Origin of the sequence: Dactylosporangium sp. NBC_01737, assembly GCF_035963215.1 — a bacterium.
Taxonomy (GTDB): domain Bacteria; phylum Actinomycetota; class Actinomycetes; order Mycobacteriales; family Micromonosporaceae; genus Dactylosporangium.
In genome coordinates this window covers 932,966-948,973 of the sequence record NZ_CP109153.1, presented here as the reverse complement: position 1 = coordinate 948,973, position 16,008 = coordinate 932,966, and the positions used below count along the sequence as shown (strand labels likewise).

Below are 16,008 nucleotides of genomic sequence, written 5' to 3'. Positions count from 1 at the left end.
CACCGTCTCGCACGGGCCGGGGGGCTTCGGAATAAGCTCGTGGGATGGTGACTGCAGTGCCGGTGTTCTACGAACGGGTCGAGCTCTACATCGACCTGACAGTGTGGATCTTCTGCCTGGTGCTCGGCGCCGCGGCACTGCTGCACTGTCTGGTGCAGCGGGCCGACGCGTTCGCGGCCATCGGCACGATGTCCAAGACGGTCTGGCTGGCCATGACCGGCGGTGGTCTGCTGCTCACCGCCCTGGCGCCGCAGCTGCGGATGGGCTACCTCAGCATCTTCCTGCTCATCGCCGCGGGCATCTTCGCGGTGTATCTGCTCGACATCAGACCCGCGCTGCGCGACGCGGTTGACGGCCACGGCTCGTGGTGATGGCGGTTCGTTGATGGACTTTCGCTGGCCGCCGCCGCCCGACGGCAGGCCCGACCGGTTCCGCCCGCCCGTGACCCGCGGGCCGCAGACCGGCCGGCCGACCCTCCCCGCGCCGCCGACGGAGCAGATCGCCACCCCGCACGGCGTCGAGCTGGAATGGCTCATCACCGGCGACGGCGACCCCGTCACGGTCTTCGCGCACGGGCTGGGCAGCGGCATCGCCGAGACCCGCCCGCTCGGCAGCGCCGTCTCCGGCCGCAAGGTCTTCTTCCAGTTCCGCGGGCACGGGCACTCCGCGTCACCCGGCGGCGTCTGGACCTATGCCGACCTCGCCCGCGACCTGCGCGCCGTCGCCGACCTGTCCGGCGCCACCCGCGCCCTGGGCGTCAGCCTCGGCGCCGGCGCCCTGTGCCGGCTGCTCGCCGACAACCCCGGCCGCTTCGAACGTGCCGTGTTCTTCCTACCCGCCGTCCTCGATACGGCGCGGCCGGCCGCCGCGCAGGAGCGCCTCACCGCGCTGCTCGAAGCGATCGAGGCCGGAGACGCCGCAGCCGTCGCCGACGTGATCTCCATGGAGGTCCCCACCCAGGTCCGCAACTCACCCCCGGTCTGGGCGTTCCTGCGCCAGCGACTCGACCAGCTGATGCGCGACGGGCTCGCGGCCGGCCTCGGCAGCCTGCCCGCCCAGGTCGCCGTGGACGACCGCGCCGACCTCGCCAAGGTCACCGCGAAGTGCCTCGTCATCGGCTCCAGGGGCGACGACCTGCACCCCGTCACCGTCGCCGAGCAGCTCGCCGAGTCGCTCCCGGACGCCGAACTGCACATCTACGACCGGCCCGGCGTCGTGTGGACCCAGCGGGCCGACCTGCGCGGCCGGATCTCGGCGTTTCTCAACTGAAAGCGCGTTTCGCCCGGTTCCAGCCACGGGTTCTGACCGAACGGCTGACCTGTCCGGCGTATCAGGGCGGGACCCCACGCGTCTTGTTCTGCGAGTGAGCTTTCCACGACGTGCTTTGGAGGGATCGGACCATGACCGCGCTGCGCCGCTGGGCCGGACCGACATAGAGTTCCGGACATGGGTGTCACGCAACACGGCAGGACCGCACGCCTCGACCTCGCGGACCCGACACTGCGCGAGTGGACGTGCGTCGTCCTGCACAGCGATGCCACGGAAGGCATCGTGCTCGACCGCTCCGCCTTCTACCCTGGCGGCGGCGGCCAGCCCCCGGACCACGGCGTGCTGCTGTGGCAGGGGGTGCAGACCCGGATCGCCGGCACGCGCAAGGGCGAAGACCTCTACCTCCTGCCGGTCGAGGGCGACCCGCTGCCGCCCGTCGGCACCGAGGTCATCGGCGCCGTCGAGGACGACCGCCGCACCAAGCTGATGCGCACCCACTCCGGCCTGCACGTCCTGGGCGGCGTGGTGTTCCGCGACTTCGGCGCCCTCGTCACCGGCGGCTCGATGGAGCCCGCCGAGGCCCGCATGGACTTCAACCTGCCCGAGGTCCCACCCGACTTCAAGGCCAGGCTCGAGGAGCTCATCAACGCCGAGGTCGTCGCCGACCGCAAGGTCGTGACCAAGGTCCTCGGCCGGGACGAGGCCCTCGCCCTGCCCGACATCATCCGGACGCAGTCCAACCTGATCCCCGCCGACGAGCAGGAGATCCGCATCGTCGACATCGTGGGCCTGGACGCTCAGGCCGACGGCGGCACGCACGTCGCGTCGACCGCGCAGATCGGCCGCATGCAGGTCGTCAAGGTCGAGAGCAAGGGCAAGGCCAACCGCCGCGTGCGGGTCCGCCTCAGCGACTGACCCGCAGGTGGTGGGTGCCGGCGGGCAGGATGAGCGTCTGCCCGTCCGCCCGGGTCACCTCCAGGATCGGCTCGCCCGGGTCGATCCCCAGGTCGCGCCGCTCCGGATCGGTCGGCATCCGCCCGATCACCTCGTCACCGGCCCGCAGCTCGACGATGTCCCGCTCCAGAGCGGGCCGCACCTGCGTCCGCGCGCCCCTGGCCGACACGACCAACCCTTCCTGCCGCAGCACCGAGACCGCGTTGCGGACGGCGGGGCGCCCCAGCGCGTACTCCTGCATGAGACTGCTCTCCGACGGCACGAACGCCCCGGGCGCCAGCTTCCCCGTCTTAATCTGCTCACGCAGCAGGTCCGCCAACTGCTGATACAGCGGCCGATCCGAACTCCGGTCGATCATGCGACAACCGTAGATAGCCCGCCGATCTTGTCCGCTTGCCGTCCTATGCGCACATGGCCCTATATGTGCTCATGGACATCACCGAAGCTCGATCGGGGGACGAGATGCCGAGGTATTCTGGCGCAATGGACGCGCCTGGGGACGGCCAGATCCAGTCGAGGTCACAGCTGCCTCCGCACACGCCTGGCGCCGGTGCGGCACTTCTGCGGCAACTCTGGGGGGCATGACCGGGTCCCGGAGATTACGCCCGAGGATGAGCGTGCTGTCGACGACCTGATAGCCCGGGCCCGCCAGCTGATTGTGCCAGGTGCCCAGCAGGCCGCCTGATGTTCGTCTTCGACGAAAGTGCCTTGGTCGCGCTGTTCGCCGCCTACGTGCCGGTCTGCAGGCTCTGGGACAGAGCTGACCGAGGCAAGGTCGTGGTTGGCTTCCCGTCCGCCGCGATGGCCGAGGCCGGTCGTCGGGCGGACATCAGCCCGACCGCTTGGGATCCGCTGCTCTGGTCGGTGACCGTCAGTGTGTTGCCGTTCGGTGAGGAGGCGGCGAAACAGGCCGGCTCATGGACTGGTTCATTGGCCGCAAAGCACGTGATCTGGGAATCGCGAGCAACCGGCTGGCCGGTATTGACGTGTGCGCCGGAGCAGGATGGGCCTGGGGTGCGCCTCCTCTCCGTTGAGTTCATGCTCTCGGGGGTCCGCTGATCGGAGGGCTCCCGGGGTCATGAAAAATGGCGGGGTGGCGCCGCTGAAGACGATGTGGGACGAGTTCGCCGAAGGGGCGCGGCTGCTCGGGCGGGGATTCGCGATGTACGGGCGGAGTCCGCGCCTGTTGCTGCTCGGGTTGATCCCGGCGGTCATCTCGTTCCTGTTGCTGGGCACTGCCTGGTTCTTCCTGCTGTGGTTCATCCAGGACCTGGCGGCGACGGTGACCTGGTTCGCGGACGACTGGGGGTCGCCGTGGCGGGCGGTCACCAGGTTCGGTGCCGGCGCGGGGATCGTGGTCGTGTCGGCGCTGGTGTCGGTGCTCACGTACACGGCGTTGACGCTGCTCATCGGTGACCCGTTCTACGAGGTCATCTCCGAGCGGATCGAGGAGCGCTTCGGCGGCACGCCCGGGATGAGCGACCTGCCGTGGTATCGCACGATGCTCAAGAACGCCGCCGACTCGATCAGGCTGATCGCGCTGGGGATCGCGGTCGCCGTGCCGCTGTTCCTGCTCGGCTTCGTGCCCGTGCTCGGCCAGACGGTCGTGCCTGTCCTCGACGCCGTTGTCGGGGGATGGTTGCTTGCGGTCGAGCTCACCGGGGTGCCGTTCAACCGGCGGGGGCTGCGGCTGAAGGACCGTCGCGCCATGTTGCGGGCCAACCGGCCGATGGCGCTCGGCTTCGGCATGCCGGTGTTCGTGATCCTGCTGATCCCGTTCGCCGCGGTCCTGGTCGTGCCGGCCGCGGTCGCCGGCAGCACCCTGCTCACCCGCAAGCTCTTCGGCCTGCCGGTCGACACGCCGGTCGCCGCCGTCGGCGGTAAGCCGCCCGCCGTGGTCGTGCGGGTGTAGGGGCAAACGGCGGAGCGGCGCGGTCAGCCGGTGCGGAGGCCTTCGAGGAGGCCGGTGTCGCCGCTGACCAGCAGGGTGTCGAAGGCGACCCGGCCGAACAGTGCCAGCACCAGGTCGCTGGCCGGGCCGCTGGCGGTGGCGCGCTCGTGGTGGTCGTCGGAGTCCAGCAGGGTGTCGGTGTCCAGCAGGGCGACGCCGGCGCCGCGGAGGCGGACATACCAGACATGGTCGACGTCGGTGGCGTGCAGGGCGATCATGCCGGCCCGGTTGGCGGGGCCGCTGCGACGCCCGGCGGGCAGCCAGCTGTCGAGGACCTCGGTGACGCCGTCGCTGGCGAGCTTCGGCTCGATGGGCTCGCTGAGGCCGCCGGCCATCTGGGCGTCCCAGCGGTGGATGGCGGTCTCGTGGGCCATGCGCCGGTGCCAGAACGAGGCCTTCTTCGCCTGCGGGGCCCAGTTGTAGGCGGGCAGGTCGGGGTCGACGGCGTCGAGGGTGGACAGCAGCTCGGTGAAGGCGTCCGTCCAGGCGGTCACGGGGTCGACGCCGGCGGGGAGCGGCTCGTCGGGGCGGGGGCCGGGGCGGTCGGTGACACCGCGCGGGACGAGGGCGTTGACCCAGACGTAGACCTGCGTGAGGTGCCAGGCGAGGTCGCGCAGCTGCCAGCCGGGGCAGGTGGGCACGGCGGCGTCCAGCGGGGCCTCCCCACTGAGCGCGGCCCGGAAGGCGTCGCCTTCAGTGCGCAGCGCGGTGAGCCAGAACTCCTTGGTGAGCTGAGGCTTGCTCATCGGCGATCCCTCTCCCGGTCCGGACGCTGCACGTCCAACATTAGGCCACGCCTTGCAACGGTGCGGTGTCCGAGCCTCCACGCCGCTCCGCTGCGGATCTAGACCAGGCAGGAGTACGGGACCGTCATCTCGCCGAGGCGCCAGCGGGCCGGGCGGTCCAGGACGGGCCAGCCGGCGGCGCGGGTGGACTCGACCGCGCGGCGCCAGCGCTGGCGCGGGCCGAAGGTGGACAGCGGCGCGGCGGCGCGCCAGGCGGTGTCCAGTGTGGACAGCAGGGCGTGGATCGGTTGACCGGGCACGTTGTGGTGGATGAGGCACTTCGGCAGGCGCTCGGCCAGGGTCGCCGGGGTGTCCAACGTGGACAGCCGGCTGGCCAGCGTCAGTGTCCGTGGCACGCCGGACGAGACGGTCACCCAGGACGCGAGCCGGCCGAGCTCGTCGCAGGTGCCCTCGACGAGGATCGCGCCGGTCGCCGTCATCGCGGCCCAGGCGGCGGGGACGGCGTCGAGGTCGTACTGCCGCAGCACGTTGAACGCCCGCACCACGGTCGGGGCGAGCCCGGCCAGCTCGAAGCCGCCCCGCCGGAACGAGAGCCCCGGCGGGTCGGCGAAGGGCTGCGCGGCCGCGACCCGCGCAGGATCGATTTCCAGCCCGACGACCGAGATCCGCGGGCCGAGCCGGCGGCGCAGCTCCAGGGTGGTGACCGGCGAGGCGCCGTAGCCGAGGTCGACGACGAGCGGCGCCTCGGCGCGGGCGAGCACCGCGCCGAGGGTCACCGCGATCCAGTTGTCGACCCGCCGGAGCCGGTTGGGGTTGGTGGTGCCCCGGGTGATGGCGCCGATCGGCCGCATTACGACACCCGGTGCACCTTGTGCTGGGCGGCCTGGGCGAGCGGGCGGACGACGATGCGGTCGATGTTGACGTGGTGCGGCCTGGTGGCGGTCCACGCGACGCAGTCGGCGATGTCGTCGGCGACCAGCGGGAACTCGACGCCCTTGTAGACGGCCGCCGCCTTCTCCGCGTCCCCTTCGAAGCGCTTGATGGCGAACTCGTCGGTCTTCACCATGCCGGGGTCGATCTCGACCACGCGGATCGGGCGGCCGTTGAGCTCCAGGCGCAGGGTCTCCGCGACAGCCGTCTGCGCGTGCTTGGCCGCCGTGTAGCCGCCGCCGCCCTCGTACACCACGAGACCCGCGGTGGAACTGATCATGACGATGGTCGCCCGGCCCGACTTCTCCAGCAGCGGCAGCAGGGCCTTGGTGACCCGGACGGTGCCCAGGACGTTGACCTCGAACATCCACTGCCAGTCGCTGAGGTCGGCCTCCTCGACCGTCTCCGCGCCGATCGCGCCGCCGGCGTTGTTGACCAGCAGTTCGACGGAGCCGCCCAGACCAGACACCACACCGACAAGCCGTGAAATGTCTGCATCAGAGGTGATGTCGGCCACAACTGAGGTCGCCGCGGGCAAGGAGGCGACGAGCGAATCGAGGCGGTCGGCCCGGCGCGCCACCGCGACCACGTGGAAGCCCTCCGCGGCGAGCCGGCGGGCGGTGGCGGCGCCGATGCCACTGGAGGCACCCGTCACCACGGCGATAGGAGAAGACATGCCGTCAATCCTCCCGCATGCCACGGCGAGCGCAGTGACCAACGCAACGGTGGGTAGATGGCCGCCATGGAGGGAACATGGACGGTTGGGAAGATGTAACCGTCCGGCAACAGATGAAGGAGCACCGACGTGGCGCGGGTCGACTCGCTGCACAGGCACACCCCGCAGTCCCGTCGTTCGCTTCCCCGGAGGGTTGCGACGCTGTCGGTGCACACGTCCCCGCTGGACCAACCGGGCACCGGTGACGCCGGCGGGATGAACGTGTACATCGTGGAGGTCGCTGAGCGCCTGGCCAGGGCGGGTGTCGAGGTCGAGGTCTTCACCCGGGCCACCTGCAGCGAGCTGCCACCGGTCGTCGAGATGGCGCCGGGCGTGCTCGTGCGGCACGTCATCGCGGGACCGTTCGAGGGGCTCGCGAAGGAGGACCTGCCGGCGCAGCTGTGCGCGTTCACCAACGGCGTCCTGCGGGCCGAGGCGTCCAGGGCGCCCGGTTGGTACGACCTTGTCCACTCCCACTACTGGTTGTCCGGTCAGGTCGGCTGGCTGGCGAAGGACCGGTGGGGCGTGCCGCTGGTGCACACCGCGCACACCCTGGCGAAGGTGAAGAACCAGCTGCTCGCCGACGGTGACAAGCCCGAGCCGATCGCCCGCGTCATCGGCGAGGAGCAGGTCGTCGCCGCGGCAGACGGCCTGGTCGCCAACACCCCGGCCGAGGCGGCCGACCTGATCGAGCTGTACGCCGCCGACCCCAGCCGGGTCAGCGTGGTGCCGCCGGGCGTGGATCTGGAGACGTTCACCCCTTCCGCAACGCGGAACAGGCGGAAGTTCGGCCTGCCCGAGGACGCGCTCGTGGTCGCGTTCGTCGGGCGGATCCAGCCGCTGAAGGCCCCCGACGTGCTGCTGCGCGCCGCCGCCGAGCTGCGCGCCCGCGACCCGGAGCTGGGCGCCAGGCTGATCGTGGCGGTCTGCGGCGGTCCGAGCGGCTCCGGCCTGGATCGGCCGACGGCGCTCATGGACCTGGCCGCCGAGCTCGGCATCGCCGACTGCGTGCGGTTCCTCGCCCCGCAGCCGCGGGAGGACCTGGCGGAGCTGTTCCGCGCCGTCGACCTGGTCGCGGTGCCGAGCCACAACGAGTCGTTCGGCCTCGTCGCGATCGAGGCGCAGGCGTGTGGCACGCCGGTCGTGGCGGCCGCCGTCGGTGGGCTGGTGACCGCGGTCCGTGACGGTGTCTCCGGGATACTGGTCGACACCCACCGCCCGGCCGACTGGGCCGCGGTGCTCGGTGACCTGCTCGCCCACCCCGCCCGGCGGCTGGAGCTGTCGGCGGGCGCCGTCCGGCACGCCCATGAGTTCTCCTGGAGTCACACCGCGAGCGGCCTGCTCGCCGCGTACCGGGACGCGCTGGTCACGCACCGCGACACCGAGCTGCTGGCGGTGATGTCATGACCGAGGACGTCGGGACGCTGATCGAGCGGGTGTGCGACGAGCGCGAGATCGCCTGGGAGAAGACCGGCGACAACGCCTACGTGGTGGTGCTGCCCGGCACGCACAAGCAGAAGACCAACTGCAACCTCATCGTCGGCGAGCACACGATGCGCGTCGAGGCGTTCGTCATGCGGCACCCCGACGAGAACCGTGAGGAGCTGTGGCAGTGGCTGCTGCAGCGCAACGCCCGCATGTACGGGGTCGCCTTCTCCGTGGACACGGTCGGCGACGTGTACCTGATGGGCCGGCTGCCGCTGCACGCCGTGACCGAGGAGGAGCTCGACCGGCTCCTCGGCGCGGTGCTGACCTACGCCGACGAGAGCTTCGACCCGATGCTGGAGATCGGCTTCGGCTCCGCGATCCGCCGTGAATGGGACTGGCGGGTCAAGCGCGGCGAGCCGCTGGACAATCTCAAGGCATTCACGGCCTTCGTGGAGAGGTCCAGCTAGCTACTCTGTGCCGGTGATCGAGCGATCGCCCCTTGCCTGGAAGCCCGTCGGTGCGGTGGCGGCCTCGGCCGCCGTCGCGCTCCTGCTGACGATCAACCGGTACGACTATCACCGCGACGAGCTGTACTTCCGCATGGTCGGTCAGCACCCCAAGTGGGGCTATGTCGACCAGCCGCCGTTCACGCCCTTGCTGATGCGCCTGTGCATCGAGGTCTTCGGCGACACCCTGTGGGCGATCCGGCTGCCCGGCGTGCTCTACGTCGTGGCCGCCGCGTTCCTGCTCGCCTACGTCGCCCGGGAGGCCGGCGGCGGCGCCGTCGCGCAGACCCTGGCCGCGAGCGGCGTGCTCACCACGTTCATCCTCGTCGCCACGCACATCTCGATCACCGCCGCGCCGGACCTGCTGATGTGGCTGCTGGTCATCCTGTGCGTGATGCGGGCCATGCTGCGCGGACTGGAACGGTACTGGCTCCTGGCGGGACTTCTGGTCGGGCTGGCGCTGTACAACAAACACCTCGTCATCCTGCTGCTGCTGACGTTCGCGGCCGGGCTGCTCGTCCTGGGCCCGCGCAAGGTCCTGCTGTCGCGGTGGCTCTGGGCCGGGCTCGGCATCGCGCTGGTCGTCGGGCTGCCGAACCTGCTGTACCAGATCGCCAACGACTTCCCGCAGCTGGACATGGCCGCCGCGCTCGCCGAGAACAAGGGCGAGGAGGCCCGGATCACGCTGATCCCGCTGCAGCTGGTGTGGCTGGGCCCGCTGTTCGTGCCGGTCTGGATCGCCGGGATCGTCACGCTGCTGCGCGATCCGGTGCTGCGCCCGATCCGCGCGCTGGGGCTGGCGTACCCGGTGATGCTGGTGCTGCTGTTCGTGATCGCCGGCCAGCCGTATTACACCCTCGGGTTGCTCGCCGCGCTCTTCGCGATCGGCACGGTGCCCGTGGAGCGGCGCGTCACCCGCCGCTGGATCCTGGTCGCCGGCGCGGCCGTGAACGCGGCGTTCGCCATCCTGACCTCGCTGCCGGTGCTGCCGATCGACGTCATGGGCAGGACGCCGATCCCGGCCATCAACCAGGGCCTCTCGGATCAGATCGGTTGGCCGCGGTACGTGCGGCAGGTCGCCGCCGTCTACGAGGCCCTCCCGGCGCAGGACAAGCCGCGAACGGTGCTGATCACCGGCAACTACGGCGAGGCCGGTGCCCTGGACCGCTACGGCCGGGCGCTGGGCCTGCCCGATGTCTACAGTGGACAGAACGAGCTGTGGTGGCTCGGCCCGCCGCCGCAGTCCGCGACGGTGGTGGTGCTCGTGACGCAGGGCGACCCGAGCCGTTCCACGGCGTTCGGGTCCTGCGAGCACAAGGCCGATCTCGACAACGGTTACGGCGTCGAGAACGAGGAGCAAACAGCTCGCGTCTTCGTCTGCCGCGACCTGACGGGCACCTGGGCTGAGCTGTGGCTGAGCTTCCAGCATTTCGATTGATTTCAATTATTTCAGTTGTGTGAGGGAGCCGACAGTCCCGTTACTTGTCGCTGCATTTCCTCGCCGCGTACCGTCAATGACGGATCCGGCGATTCCTGAAGTTGGGGAGCGACGGGGGTGTTTCTGGGCCGTTCGCGGCCCACTCGCAGTGGTCTGTCCGGGCGGGGCGACCACTGCAACCGGCGGCACCGCGCGGTCGAGAGACCGCAGCAGAGCGGGTGGTCGTGGACTGGGGGTGCACGCCACCCGCTGCCGCCGGTACGACCCGCCAAACTTAAGTCGCGCGTAAAGACGCACGAGGCCGCAAAGCCGTAGTTTCCTCGCATGCGGATGCGGGGTGCGGTCGCCGGTCTCCTGCTCGTCGTCGCGTTGACGGGTTGCGGCGCCAAGGCAGACAAAACCGATCAATCAGCACAGTCTGCCGCCGAGTCGACCGATTCCGCCGGATCCTTTGATCCCGCCGCGGATTCGGCGCAGGCCGCGCTCGCCGCCGCCGGTGCGTCGCCGTCGGCCTCCGCCTCGAAGAGCGCCGCGCCGCCCGCGGTCAAGGCGCCCACCCAGACCTTCGCCGTCGGCGTCAGCCAGTTCACGTTCACCCGCGCCGGTCGTACGCTGCGCACCCTGGTCTTCTACCCGGCCACCGGCTCGGCGGGCGGCTCGCCGAAGAGCAACGCGGGTGCGGCCGCCGGCAGGTTCCCGCTGGTGCTGTGGAGCCACGGGCTGCACGGCTCGCCCGAGGGCTACCAGGGCGTGACCGCGAAGATCGCCGCCGCCGGGTTCGTCGTCGCGGCGCCGGCGTACCCGTTCACCAACGACAAGGCCAACCCGTTCAACCAGAACGACATGGGCAACCAGCCGGCCGACGCGTCCGCCGTGATCACCGAGGTGCTCAAGCTCGACACGAAGGCGGGCGCCGCGCTCGCCGGTCACATCGAGACCACCCGGGTCGCCGCCGGCGGTCACTCGGCGGGCGGCTACACCACCGCGGGCATGCTGTCCGGCTCGGGCCGTGACAGCCGGCTCAAGGGCGGCGTCATCGTCTCCGGTGGCGGCATGGGCGGGAAGTTCAGCGGCGCGTCGACGCCGGTGCTGTTCATCCACGGCGACGCGGACGGCACCGTGCCCTACAGCAGCGGCCGCTCGCTGTACGACGGCTGCACCTGGCCGAAGGCGTTCCTGACCCTGCTCGGCGGGGATCACGGCGGCGGGCTGTTCGGGTCCGCGCCGGCCAACCAGGCGGTGTCCAAGACGATGCTGGACTTCCTGCGGTACGCCCTCTACAGCGACGGCGCGGCCAAGGGCCGGCTGCGCGGCGACGCGACCGTCAGCGGCGCCGCCAAGTACGACGGCACGCTCTAGCGCCTGATCGGCGGCCGCGCTTCCAGACCGGTAGTTGCTCCAGACCGGCAGTTGCTCTAGACCGGCAGTGCGAACACGTCCAGCAGGCCGGTGAGGCGCAGTTGTGCGTATGCCAGGGGGCGCGGGTTGCGCAGGCTCAGCGCGCAGCCGTTGTCCTGCGCCAGCTTCCAGCAGCTGACCAGCGCGCCGATGCCGGCCGAGTCGAGTACCGACACGGCCGCGAGGTCCACGACGAGCACCTCGGGCCGGAAGATCGGCAGCACCGCCCGCACCGCGTCGCAGAGGTGGTCGCGGGTGGCGAGGTCGAGTTCTCCGTCGAGCCGGATGACGACCGTGCCGGGATCCGGCGCCTCGAGCCTCGCCGACAGACCGTCCACTTCGCCCCCTGTCACGTCGAAAGGCGGCGTCTACCCCGCGACGGGAACTTCTAACCTCTCCTGATCCCTGATGACGCGGCGCTCACGGGCCGGTTGGATCAGCAGGTGCCCGGCCGCGGCGACCATGCCGAGGGCCCCGCAGATCACCCAGTGCCAGTCGCCGAGGAACTCCAGGCTCGCCCCGCCGGCCGCGGGCGCGATGAAGCTCGCCGCGGGGAAGATGAGGTAGAAGACGCTCTGGTACCGCCCGCGCAACGCCTCCGGCGACAGCTCCGCGATGACGGCGGCGTTCGGCGGCGCGGCGAGCATCGAACCGACCGTCCACACGGTCGCGGCGAGCAGGTAGCCCGGCACGTCGGAGGCGAGCGCCACGCAGGCGAACCCGAGCCCCAGGAACACGTTGGCGACGGCGAGGGTGGTGCCCTTGCGCCACCGGTCGATGAGCCTCGGCACGAACAGCTGCCCGGCGACGATGAGCAGCCCGGCGTACGCGACGACGGAGCCGTACACGGTCGGGCGCAGCCCGTCGGCGGTGATGGCCAGCGGCAGGATCGTCGAGCTCTGCAGGGTGACGACGGCCAGGAGCAGGCTCAGCCCGACGAACGACATGAACGCGCGGTCGGTGAGCGCCGTGTGCAGCCCACCCCGCGGCTCCTTCGCCGCGGGGGCGGCGGCCGGCTTCGTCTCGCGGACCTTCCACAGCAGGAGCACCGCCGTGACCAGGGTGCCGGCCGCGTCGACGGAGAACAGCAGCGCGAAGCTCACCTCGGCGAGCAGGCCGGCGATGAGCGACGCCGCGGCCATGCCCAGGTTGAACGCCCAGAACTGCAGGTTGAACGCCCGGCTGCGGTCCGCGGCCGGCACCACGTCGACGATCGCGGCCACGAAGGCGGGGCCGGGCATGGCGTGCATGAGGCCGAGCAGCGCGGCGAGGGCCGCAATCGCCGGGATGCGCGTGGTCATGGCGAGGCCGGCGAGGAACACCACCGCGCCGAAGTGCGCGAGCAGCAGGGTCGGCCGGCGCCCCCACCGGTCCGCGAGCACCCCGCCGAGCAGGACCCCGGCGATGCCGCCGACGCCGTAGAGACCCACGACCAGGCCGGCGGCGCTGGGCTTCAGGTCGCGTTCGGAGGTCAGGTACAGCGACAGCACCAGCGCGACGAACCCGCCGACCCGGTTGATGAGCATGCCGGTCCAGAGCAGCCAGTACGTGTTCGGCAGCCCACCGATCGTGGACCTGTACCAGTTGCGCAAGCGGTGCTCCAGGAACGGTAAGTGTTCTTAACAGTTAGATCCTAGCCAGCTCGTTCTGTTCCTCCGCGGCGGCGGTCAGTTCGGCCACCCGGCGCTCCCTGGCGGGCACCGCGACGAGGTTCCAGACCGCCGCGATGAGGGTCAGCCCGAGGCAGCCCAGCCACAGCTCGCTGTTGCCGGCGAGGTCGGTCACCGCGCCGCCGAGCGTCGGGGCGAGGAAGGACGCCGCCTGCCACGCCAGGCTGTACGCACCCTGGTAGCGGCCGCGCATGTCGACCGGGGACAGCCCGGCCAGCAGCGCCGCGGTGGAGGGGGCGTTGAGCATCTCCCCGGCGGTCCAGAGCAGCACGGTGGCGCCGTACCAGACCGGGGTGTGCGCGAACGCCGTCAGCCCGAAGCCGACCCCGATCACCACCGCCGAGACCGGCGCGACCAGGGCCTCGCGGCGGCCGGCGAGCAGCCGCGTCACGAGCGGCTGGCCGAGCACGATGAGCACGCCGTTGAGCGCGATCACCATGCCGAACGTCCGCGGCGCCAGCCCGTCGCCGATCATCGCCAGGGGCAGCATCGACATGTGCTGCAGCAGCACCAGCGCGACGAGCAGGTTGCAGGCGACGAAGCCGAGGAAGACGCGGTCCCGGGCGAGCGTGGCGAGGCCGGAGCGCTGCTGCCGGGGGTGCTCCACGAGCGCGGGCCGGGTCTCGCGGATCTTCACGGCGATGAGCAGCGCCGCGGCGGCGGTCGTGGCGGCGTCGGCGAGGAACAGCGTCAGGTAGCCACTGCCGGCGGCGAAACCGGCCAGGATCGCCGCGGTCGCGAAGCCGAGGTTGATCGCCCAGAAGTACACGGAGTACGCCCGGCCGCGGTCGGGGGCCGGCACCATGTCGGCGATCATCGCGCCGAGCGGCGGGCGGGCGCCCTCCGCGGCCATGCCCAGGGCGAGCGCGCCGATCATGATCGCCGGGCGGCTGTCGGCCAGTCCGAGGCACACCATCAGCACCGAGGCGGAGCCCATCGCGAGCAGCACCGTCGGCCGCCGCCCCCACCGGTCGGTCAGGTGCCCGGCGGCGGTGACGCCGATCGCGCCGCCGAGCCCGTAGAGGCCGAGGACCAGCCCGGCCACCGTCTCGCTGAAGCCCCGCTCCGTGGTCAGGTAGATCGTCAGGAAGATGCCGACGAATCCGCCCGCGCGGTTGACCAGGGTCGCGGTCCACACGATCCAGAACTGACCGGGCAACCGGCGTTTTTGTAAGCTGCGAGGCACGCTCGCATCCTTACATCGGAGGTCCGGTGCTGTCGAAGTGATTCTGTGCGGGAAGATGGCGGCATGAGCGAGCTTGCGAGCGAATCGTGTTGCAGCGTCTGTGTGCCTCATGGCGCCGGTGAGCGAAGCGAGGCGGCGGCATGAGTGAAGTCGGGACACTGGTGCTCTTGCGGCACGGTGAGAGCGAGTGGAACGCCAAGAACCTGTTCACCGGCTGGGTCGACGTGGACCTCAGCGCCAAAGGGGAGGCCGAGGCCCGTCGGGGCGGCGAGCTGATCCGTGAGTCCGGTCTGCTGCCGGATGTGGTGCACACGTCAGTGCTGCGCCGTGCCATCCGCACCAGTGAGATCGCCCTGCACGCCGCCGACCGGCACTGGATCCCGGTCCAGCGCAACTGGCGGCTCAATGAGCGGCACTACGGTGCCCTGCAGGGCAAGAACAAGAAGCAGACCCTGGAGGAGTTCGGCGAGGAGCAGTTCATGCTCTGGCGCCGCTCCTACGACGTGCCGCCGCCGCCGATCGCCGAAGACGACGAGTGGTCGCAGGCCGCCGATCCGCGCTACGCGAACCTGCCGCCCGACATCCGCCCGAGCACGGAGTGCCTCAAGGACGTCGTGCAGCGCATGCTGCCCTACTGGTACGACCAGATCGTGCCGCAGTTGCTGGACGGAAAGACGGTGCTGGTCGCGGCGCACGGCAACTCGCTGCGCGCCCTGGTGAAGCACCTCGACGACATCTCCGACGAGGCCATCGCCAAGCTCAACATCCCGACCGGCATCCCGCTGCGCTACGACCTGGACGCGGCGCTGCGGCCGGTCACGGCCGGCGGCACCTACCTGGACCCGGAGGCGGCCAAGGAGGCCGCGGCCGCGGTCGCCAACCAGGGCCGGTAACGCTGTTGCAAAGAGGGGGCCGCTTCGCGCGGCCCCCTCTTCGTGTCCTGCTATGTCTGCTTTCGTGGCGTGCTAGGCCTGTGCTGTGTCGAACGCCTCGCCCGTGACGAGGAACACCACGTGGCGGCCGGCGTTGACGGCGTGGTCGGCGTAACGCTCGTAGAAGCGGCCGAGCAGGGCCGTGTCGACCGCCGCCTGGGTGGTCTCGGTCCACTTGGGGCCGAACATGATCTCGAACAGGCTGGTGTGCAGCCGGTCCATCTCGTCGTCGTCGCGGTCCAGCTGACCGGCGGCGACCACGTCGAGGGTGGAGATCGCGCGCGAGATCTTGCCCGCGATCCGGTCGGCGACCAGGCCCATCTGCTCGAAGGTCTCGGTCAGCGTGGCCGGCACGGCCACCTCGGGCAGCCGGCGCAGCGCCGTCTTCGCGACGTGGTCGGCCAGGTCGCCCATGCGCTCGAGGTCGGTCGCGAGGTGCAGAGCGGTCAGCACCACGCGCAGGTCGGAGGCGACCGGCGCCTGGCGGGCGCACAGGTCGTACACCTTGTCCTCGACGAGCCGGTAGAGGGCGTTGACCTCCGCGTCGCGGGCCACGACCTCCTGGGCCTCGGTCTGGTCGGCGGTGAGCAGGGCCTTGGTGGCCCGGACCATCGCGTTGCGCACAGCGTCCGCCATCGATACCAGCAGACGGTTGACCTGCAGCAGGTCGGCACGGTATTCGTCGCGCATAGTTCTCCTATCGTGGTGTCCCTCACGGTAGGTCCCGCGCCGGGGCAGCCGGTGAACTTCATCCCGCCGCAGGGTGAACACTGGATGATGTGAGCCCGTTTCGTGCCCTGGACCACCGTCCGTCGGGTAAGCGACCTCCTACGATCAGGTCGTGGATTGGAAGTTCCGGCAGTCGAAGGCCGACAGTGCGGCGAC

Annotated in this window: 18 protein-coding genes; 10 read left to right on the top strand and 8 right to left on the bottom strand. The window is 70.8% G+C overall.

Translation table 11 applies throughout. The annotated features are described in order from the left end of the window. Positions 1–44: 44 nt before the first annotated feature. From OHA72_RS04305 to OHA72_RS04295, 3 genes are all read left to right on the top strand, one after another. Positions 45–371 carry a DUF2516 family protein gene (locus tag OHA72_RS04305; RefSeq protein WP_327006550.1) on the top strand — a complete coding sequence of 109 codons (327 nt, stop codon included), beginning with the start codon at positions 45–47 and terminating at the stop codon, positions 369–371. Between the two features lie 10 nt (positions 372–381). Next, on the top strand, positions 382–1,269 hold the full coding sequence (locus tag OHA72_RS04300) for an alpha/beta fold hydrolase (RefSeq protein WP_327006549.1): 888 nt from the start codon (positions 382–384) through the stop codon (positions 1,267–1,269). 177 nt (positions 1,270–1,446) lie between these two features. Continuing rightward, complete coding sequence (locus tag OHA72_RS04295) at positions 1,447–2,184, top strand: alanyl-tRNA editing protein (RefSeq protein ID WP_327006548.1); 738 nt, start codon at positions 1,447–1,449, stop codon at positions 2,182–2,184. On the opposite strand, the gene OHA72_RS04290 is transcribed toward OHA72_RS04295, so the two are convergent. Further along, positions 2,174–2,581, bottom strand: a complete 408-nt coding sequence (locus OHA72_RS04290; protein ID WP_327006547.1) for a GntR family transcriptional regulator — start codon at positions 2,579–2,581, stop codon at positions 2,174–2,176. The genes OHA72_RS04295 and OHA72_RS04290 overlap by 11 nt on opposite strands. Positions 2,582–2,907: 326 nt before the next feature. On the opposite strand from OHA72_RS04290, the gene OHA72_RS04285 reads away from it, so the two are divergent. Both OHA72_RS04285 and OHA72_RS04280 read left to right on the top strand, forming a co-directional pair. Beyond that, the gene (locus OHA72_RS04285) at positions 2,908–3,282 is read left to right on the top strand and encodes a hypothetical protein (RefSeq protein ID WP_327006546.1); all 375 of its coding nucleotides are present in this window, start codon (positions 2,908–2,910) and stop codon (positions 3,280–3,282) included. A 19-nt stretch (positions 3,283–3,301) separates the two neighbouring features. After that, a complete protein-coding gene (locus OHA72_RS04280; RefSeq protein WP_442788514.1) occupies positions 3,302–4,135 on the top strand; it encodes an EI24 domain-containing protein in 834 nt (277 codons plus the stop codon). Positions 4,136–4,158: 23 nt separating this feature from the next. Here the strand turns inward: OHA72_RS04280 and OHA72_RS04275 are convergent, their stop codons facing one another. From OHA72_RS04275 to OHA72_RS04265, 3 genes are all read right to left on the bottom strand, one after another. Beyond that, positions 4,159–4,920 carry a maleylpyruvate isomerase family mycothiol-dependent enzyme gene (locus tag OHA72_RS04275; RefSeq protein ID WP_327006544.1) on the bottom strand — a complete coding sequence of 254 codons (762 nt, stop codon included), beginning with the start codon at positions 4,918–4,920 and terminating at the stop codon, positions 4,159–4,161. 98 nt (positions 4,921–5,018) lie between these two features. After that, the gene (locus OHA72_RS04270) at positions 5,019–5,771 is read right to left on the bottom strand and encodes a class I SAM-dependent methyltransferase (RefSeq protein ID WP_327006543.1); all 753 of its coding nucleotides are present in this window, start codon (positions 5,769–5,771) and stop codon (positions 5,019–5,021) included. Then, positions 5,771–6,526, bottom strand: coding sequence for an SDR family oxidoreductase (locus tag OHA72_RS04265; protein WP_327006542.1), 756 nt, complete (start codon positions 6,524–6,526; stop codon positions 5,771–5,773). The genes OHA72_RS04270 and OHA72_RS04265 overlap by 1 nt, the downstream gene beginning before the upstream one ends. A gap of 129 nt (positions 6,527–6,655) precedes the next feature. On the opposite strand from OHA72_RS04265, the gene mshA reads away from it, so the two are divergent. The 4 genes from mshA to OHA72_RS04245 all read left to right on the top strand — a co-directional run bounded on the left by mshA (position 6,656) and on the right by OHA72_RS04245 (position 11,296). After that, entirely contained in the window at positions 6,656–7,972 is a 1,317-nt protein-coding gene (mshA, locus tag OHA72_RS04260; RefSeq protein WP_327006541.1) for a D-inositol-3-phosphate glycosyltransferase, read from the top strand. After that, the gene (locus OHA72_RS04255) at positions 7,969–8,460 is read left to right on the top strand and encodes a type III secretion system chaperone family protein (RefSeq protein ID WP_327006540.1); all 492 of its coding nucleotides are present in this window, start codon (positions 7,969–7,971) and stop codon (positions 8,458–8,460) included. Before mshA ends, OHA72_RS04255 begins: the two co-directional genes overlap by 4 nt. 13 nt (positions 8,461–8,473) lie before the next feature. Next, positions 8,474–9,937, top strand: coding sequence for a glycosyltransferase family 39 protein (locus OHA72_RS04250; RefSeq protein WP_327006539.1), 1,464 nt, complete (start codon positions 8,474–8,476; stop codon positions 9,935–9,937). A 324-nt stretch (positions 9,938–10,261) separates the two neighbouring features. Then, on the top strand, positions 10,262–11,296 hold the full coding sequence (locus OHA72_RS04245; protein WP_327006538.1) for an alpha/beta hydrolase family protein: 1,035 nt from the start codon (positions 10,262–10,264) through the stop codon (positions 11,294–11,296). A gap of 56 nt (positions 11,297–11,352) precedes the next feature. Here OHA72_RS04245 and OHA72_RS04240 read toward each other — a convergent pair whose 3' ends face one another. Genes OHA72_RS04240 through OHA72_RS04230 form a run of 3 tightly spaced genes read right to left on the bottom strand, consistent with a single transcriptional unit; the run spans position 11,353 to position 14,164 of the window. Then, positions 11,353–11,673 (bottom strand): STAS domain-containing protein, encoded by a 321-nt coding sequence (locus OHA72_RS04240; protein WP_327006537.1) that lies wholly within the window; start codon positions 11,671–11,673, stop codon positions 11,353–11,355. A 30-nt stretch (positions 11,674–11,703) separates the two neighbouring features. Continuing rightward, positions 11,704–12,927, bottom strand: coding sequence for an MFS transporter (locus OHA72_RS04235; RefSeq protein WP_442788513.1), 1,224 nt, complete (start codon positions 12,925–12,927; stop codon positions 11,704–11,706). A gap of 34 nt (positions 12,928–12,961) precedes the next feature. Continuing rightward, complete coding sequence (locus OHA72_RS04230; protein WP_327006536.1) at positions 12,962–14,164, bottom strand: MDR family MFS transporter; 1,203 nt, start codon at positions 14,162–14,164, stop codon at positions 12,962–12,964. A gap of 167 nt (positions 14,165–14,331) precedes the next feature. Between OHA72_RS04230 and OHA72_RS04225 the strand changes: the two genes are divergently transcribed. After that, positions 14,332–15,084, top strand: a complete 753-nt coding sequence (locus tag OHA72_RS04225; protein WP_327006534.1) for a phosphoglyceromutase — start codon at positions 14,332–14,334, stop codon at positions 15,082–15,084. A gap of 72 nt (positions 15,085–15,156) precedes the next feature. Here OHA72_RS04225 and phoU read toward each other — a convergent pair whose 3' ends face one another. Then, positions 15,157–15,813 carry a phosphate signaling complex protein PhoU gene (gene phoU / locus OHA72_RS04220; protein ID WP_327006533.1) on the bottom strand — a complete coding sequence of 219 codons (657 nt, stop codon included), beginning with the start codon at positions 15,811–15,813 and terminating at the stop codon, positions 15,157–15,159. Positions 15,814–16,008: the final 195 nt, after the last annotated feature.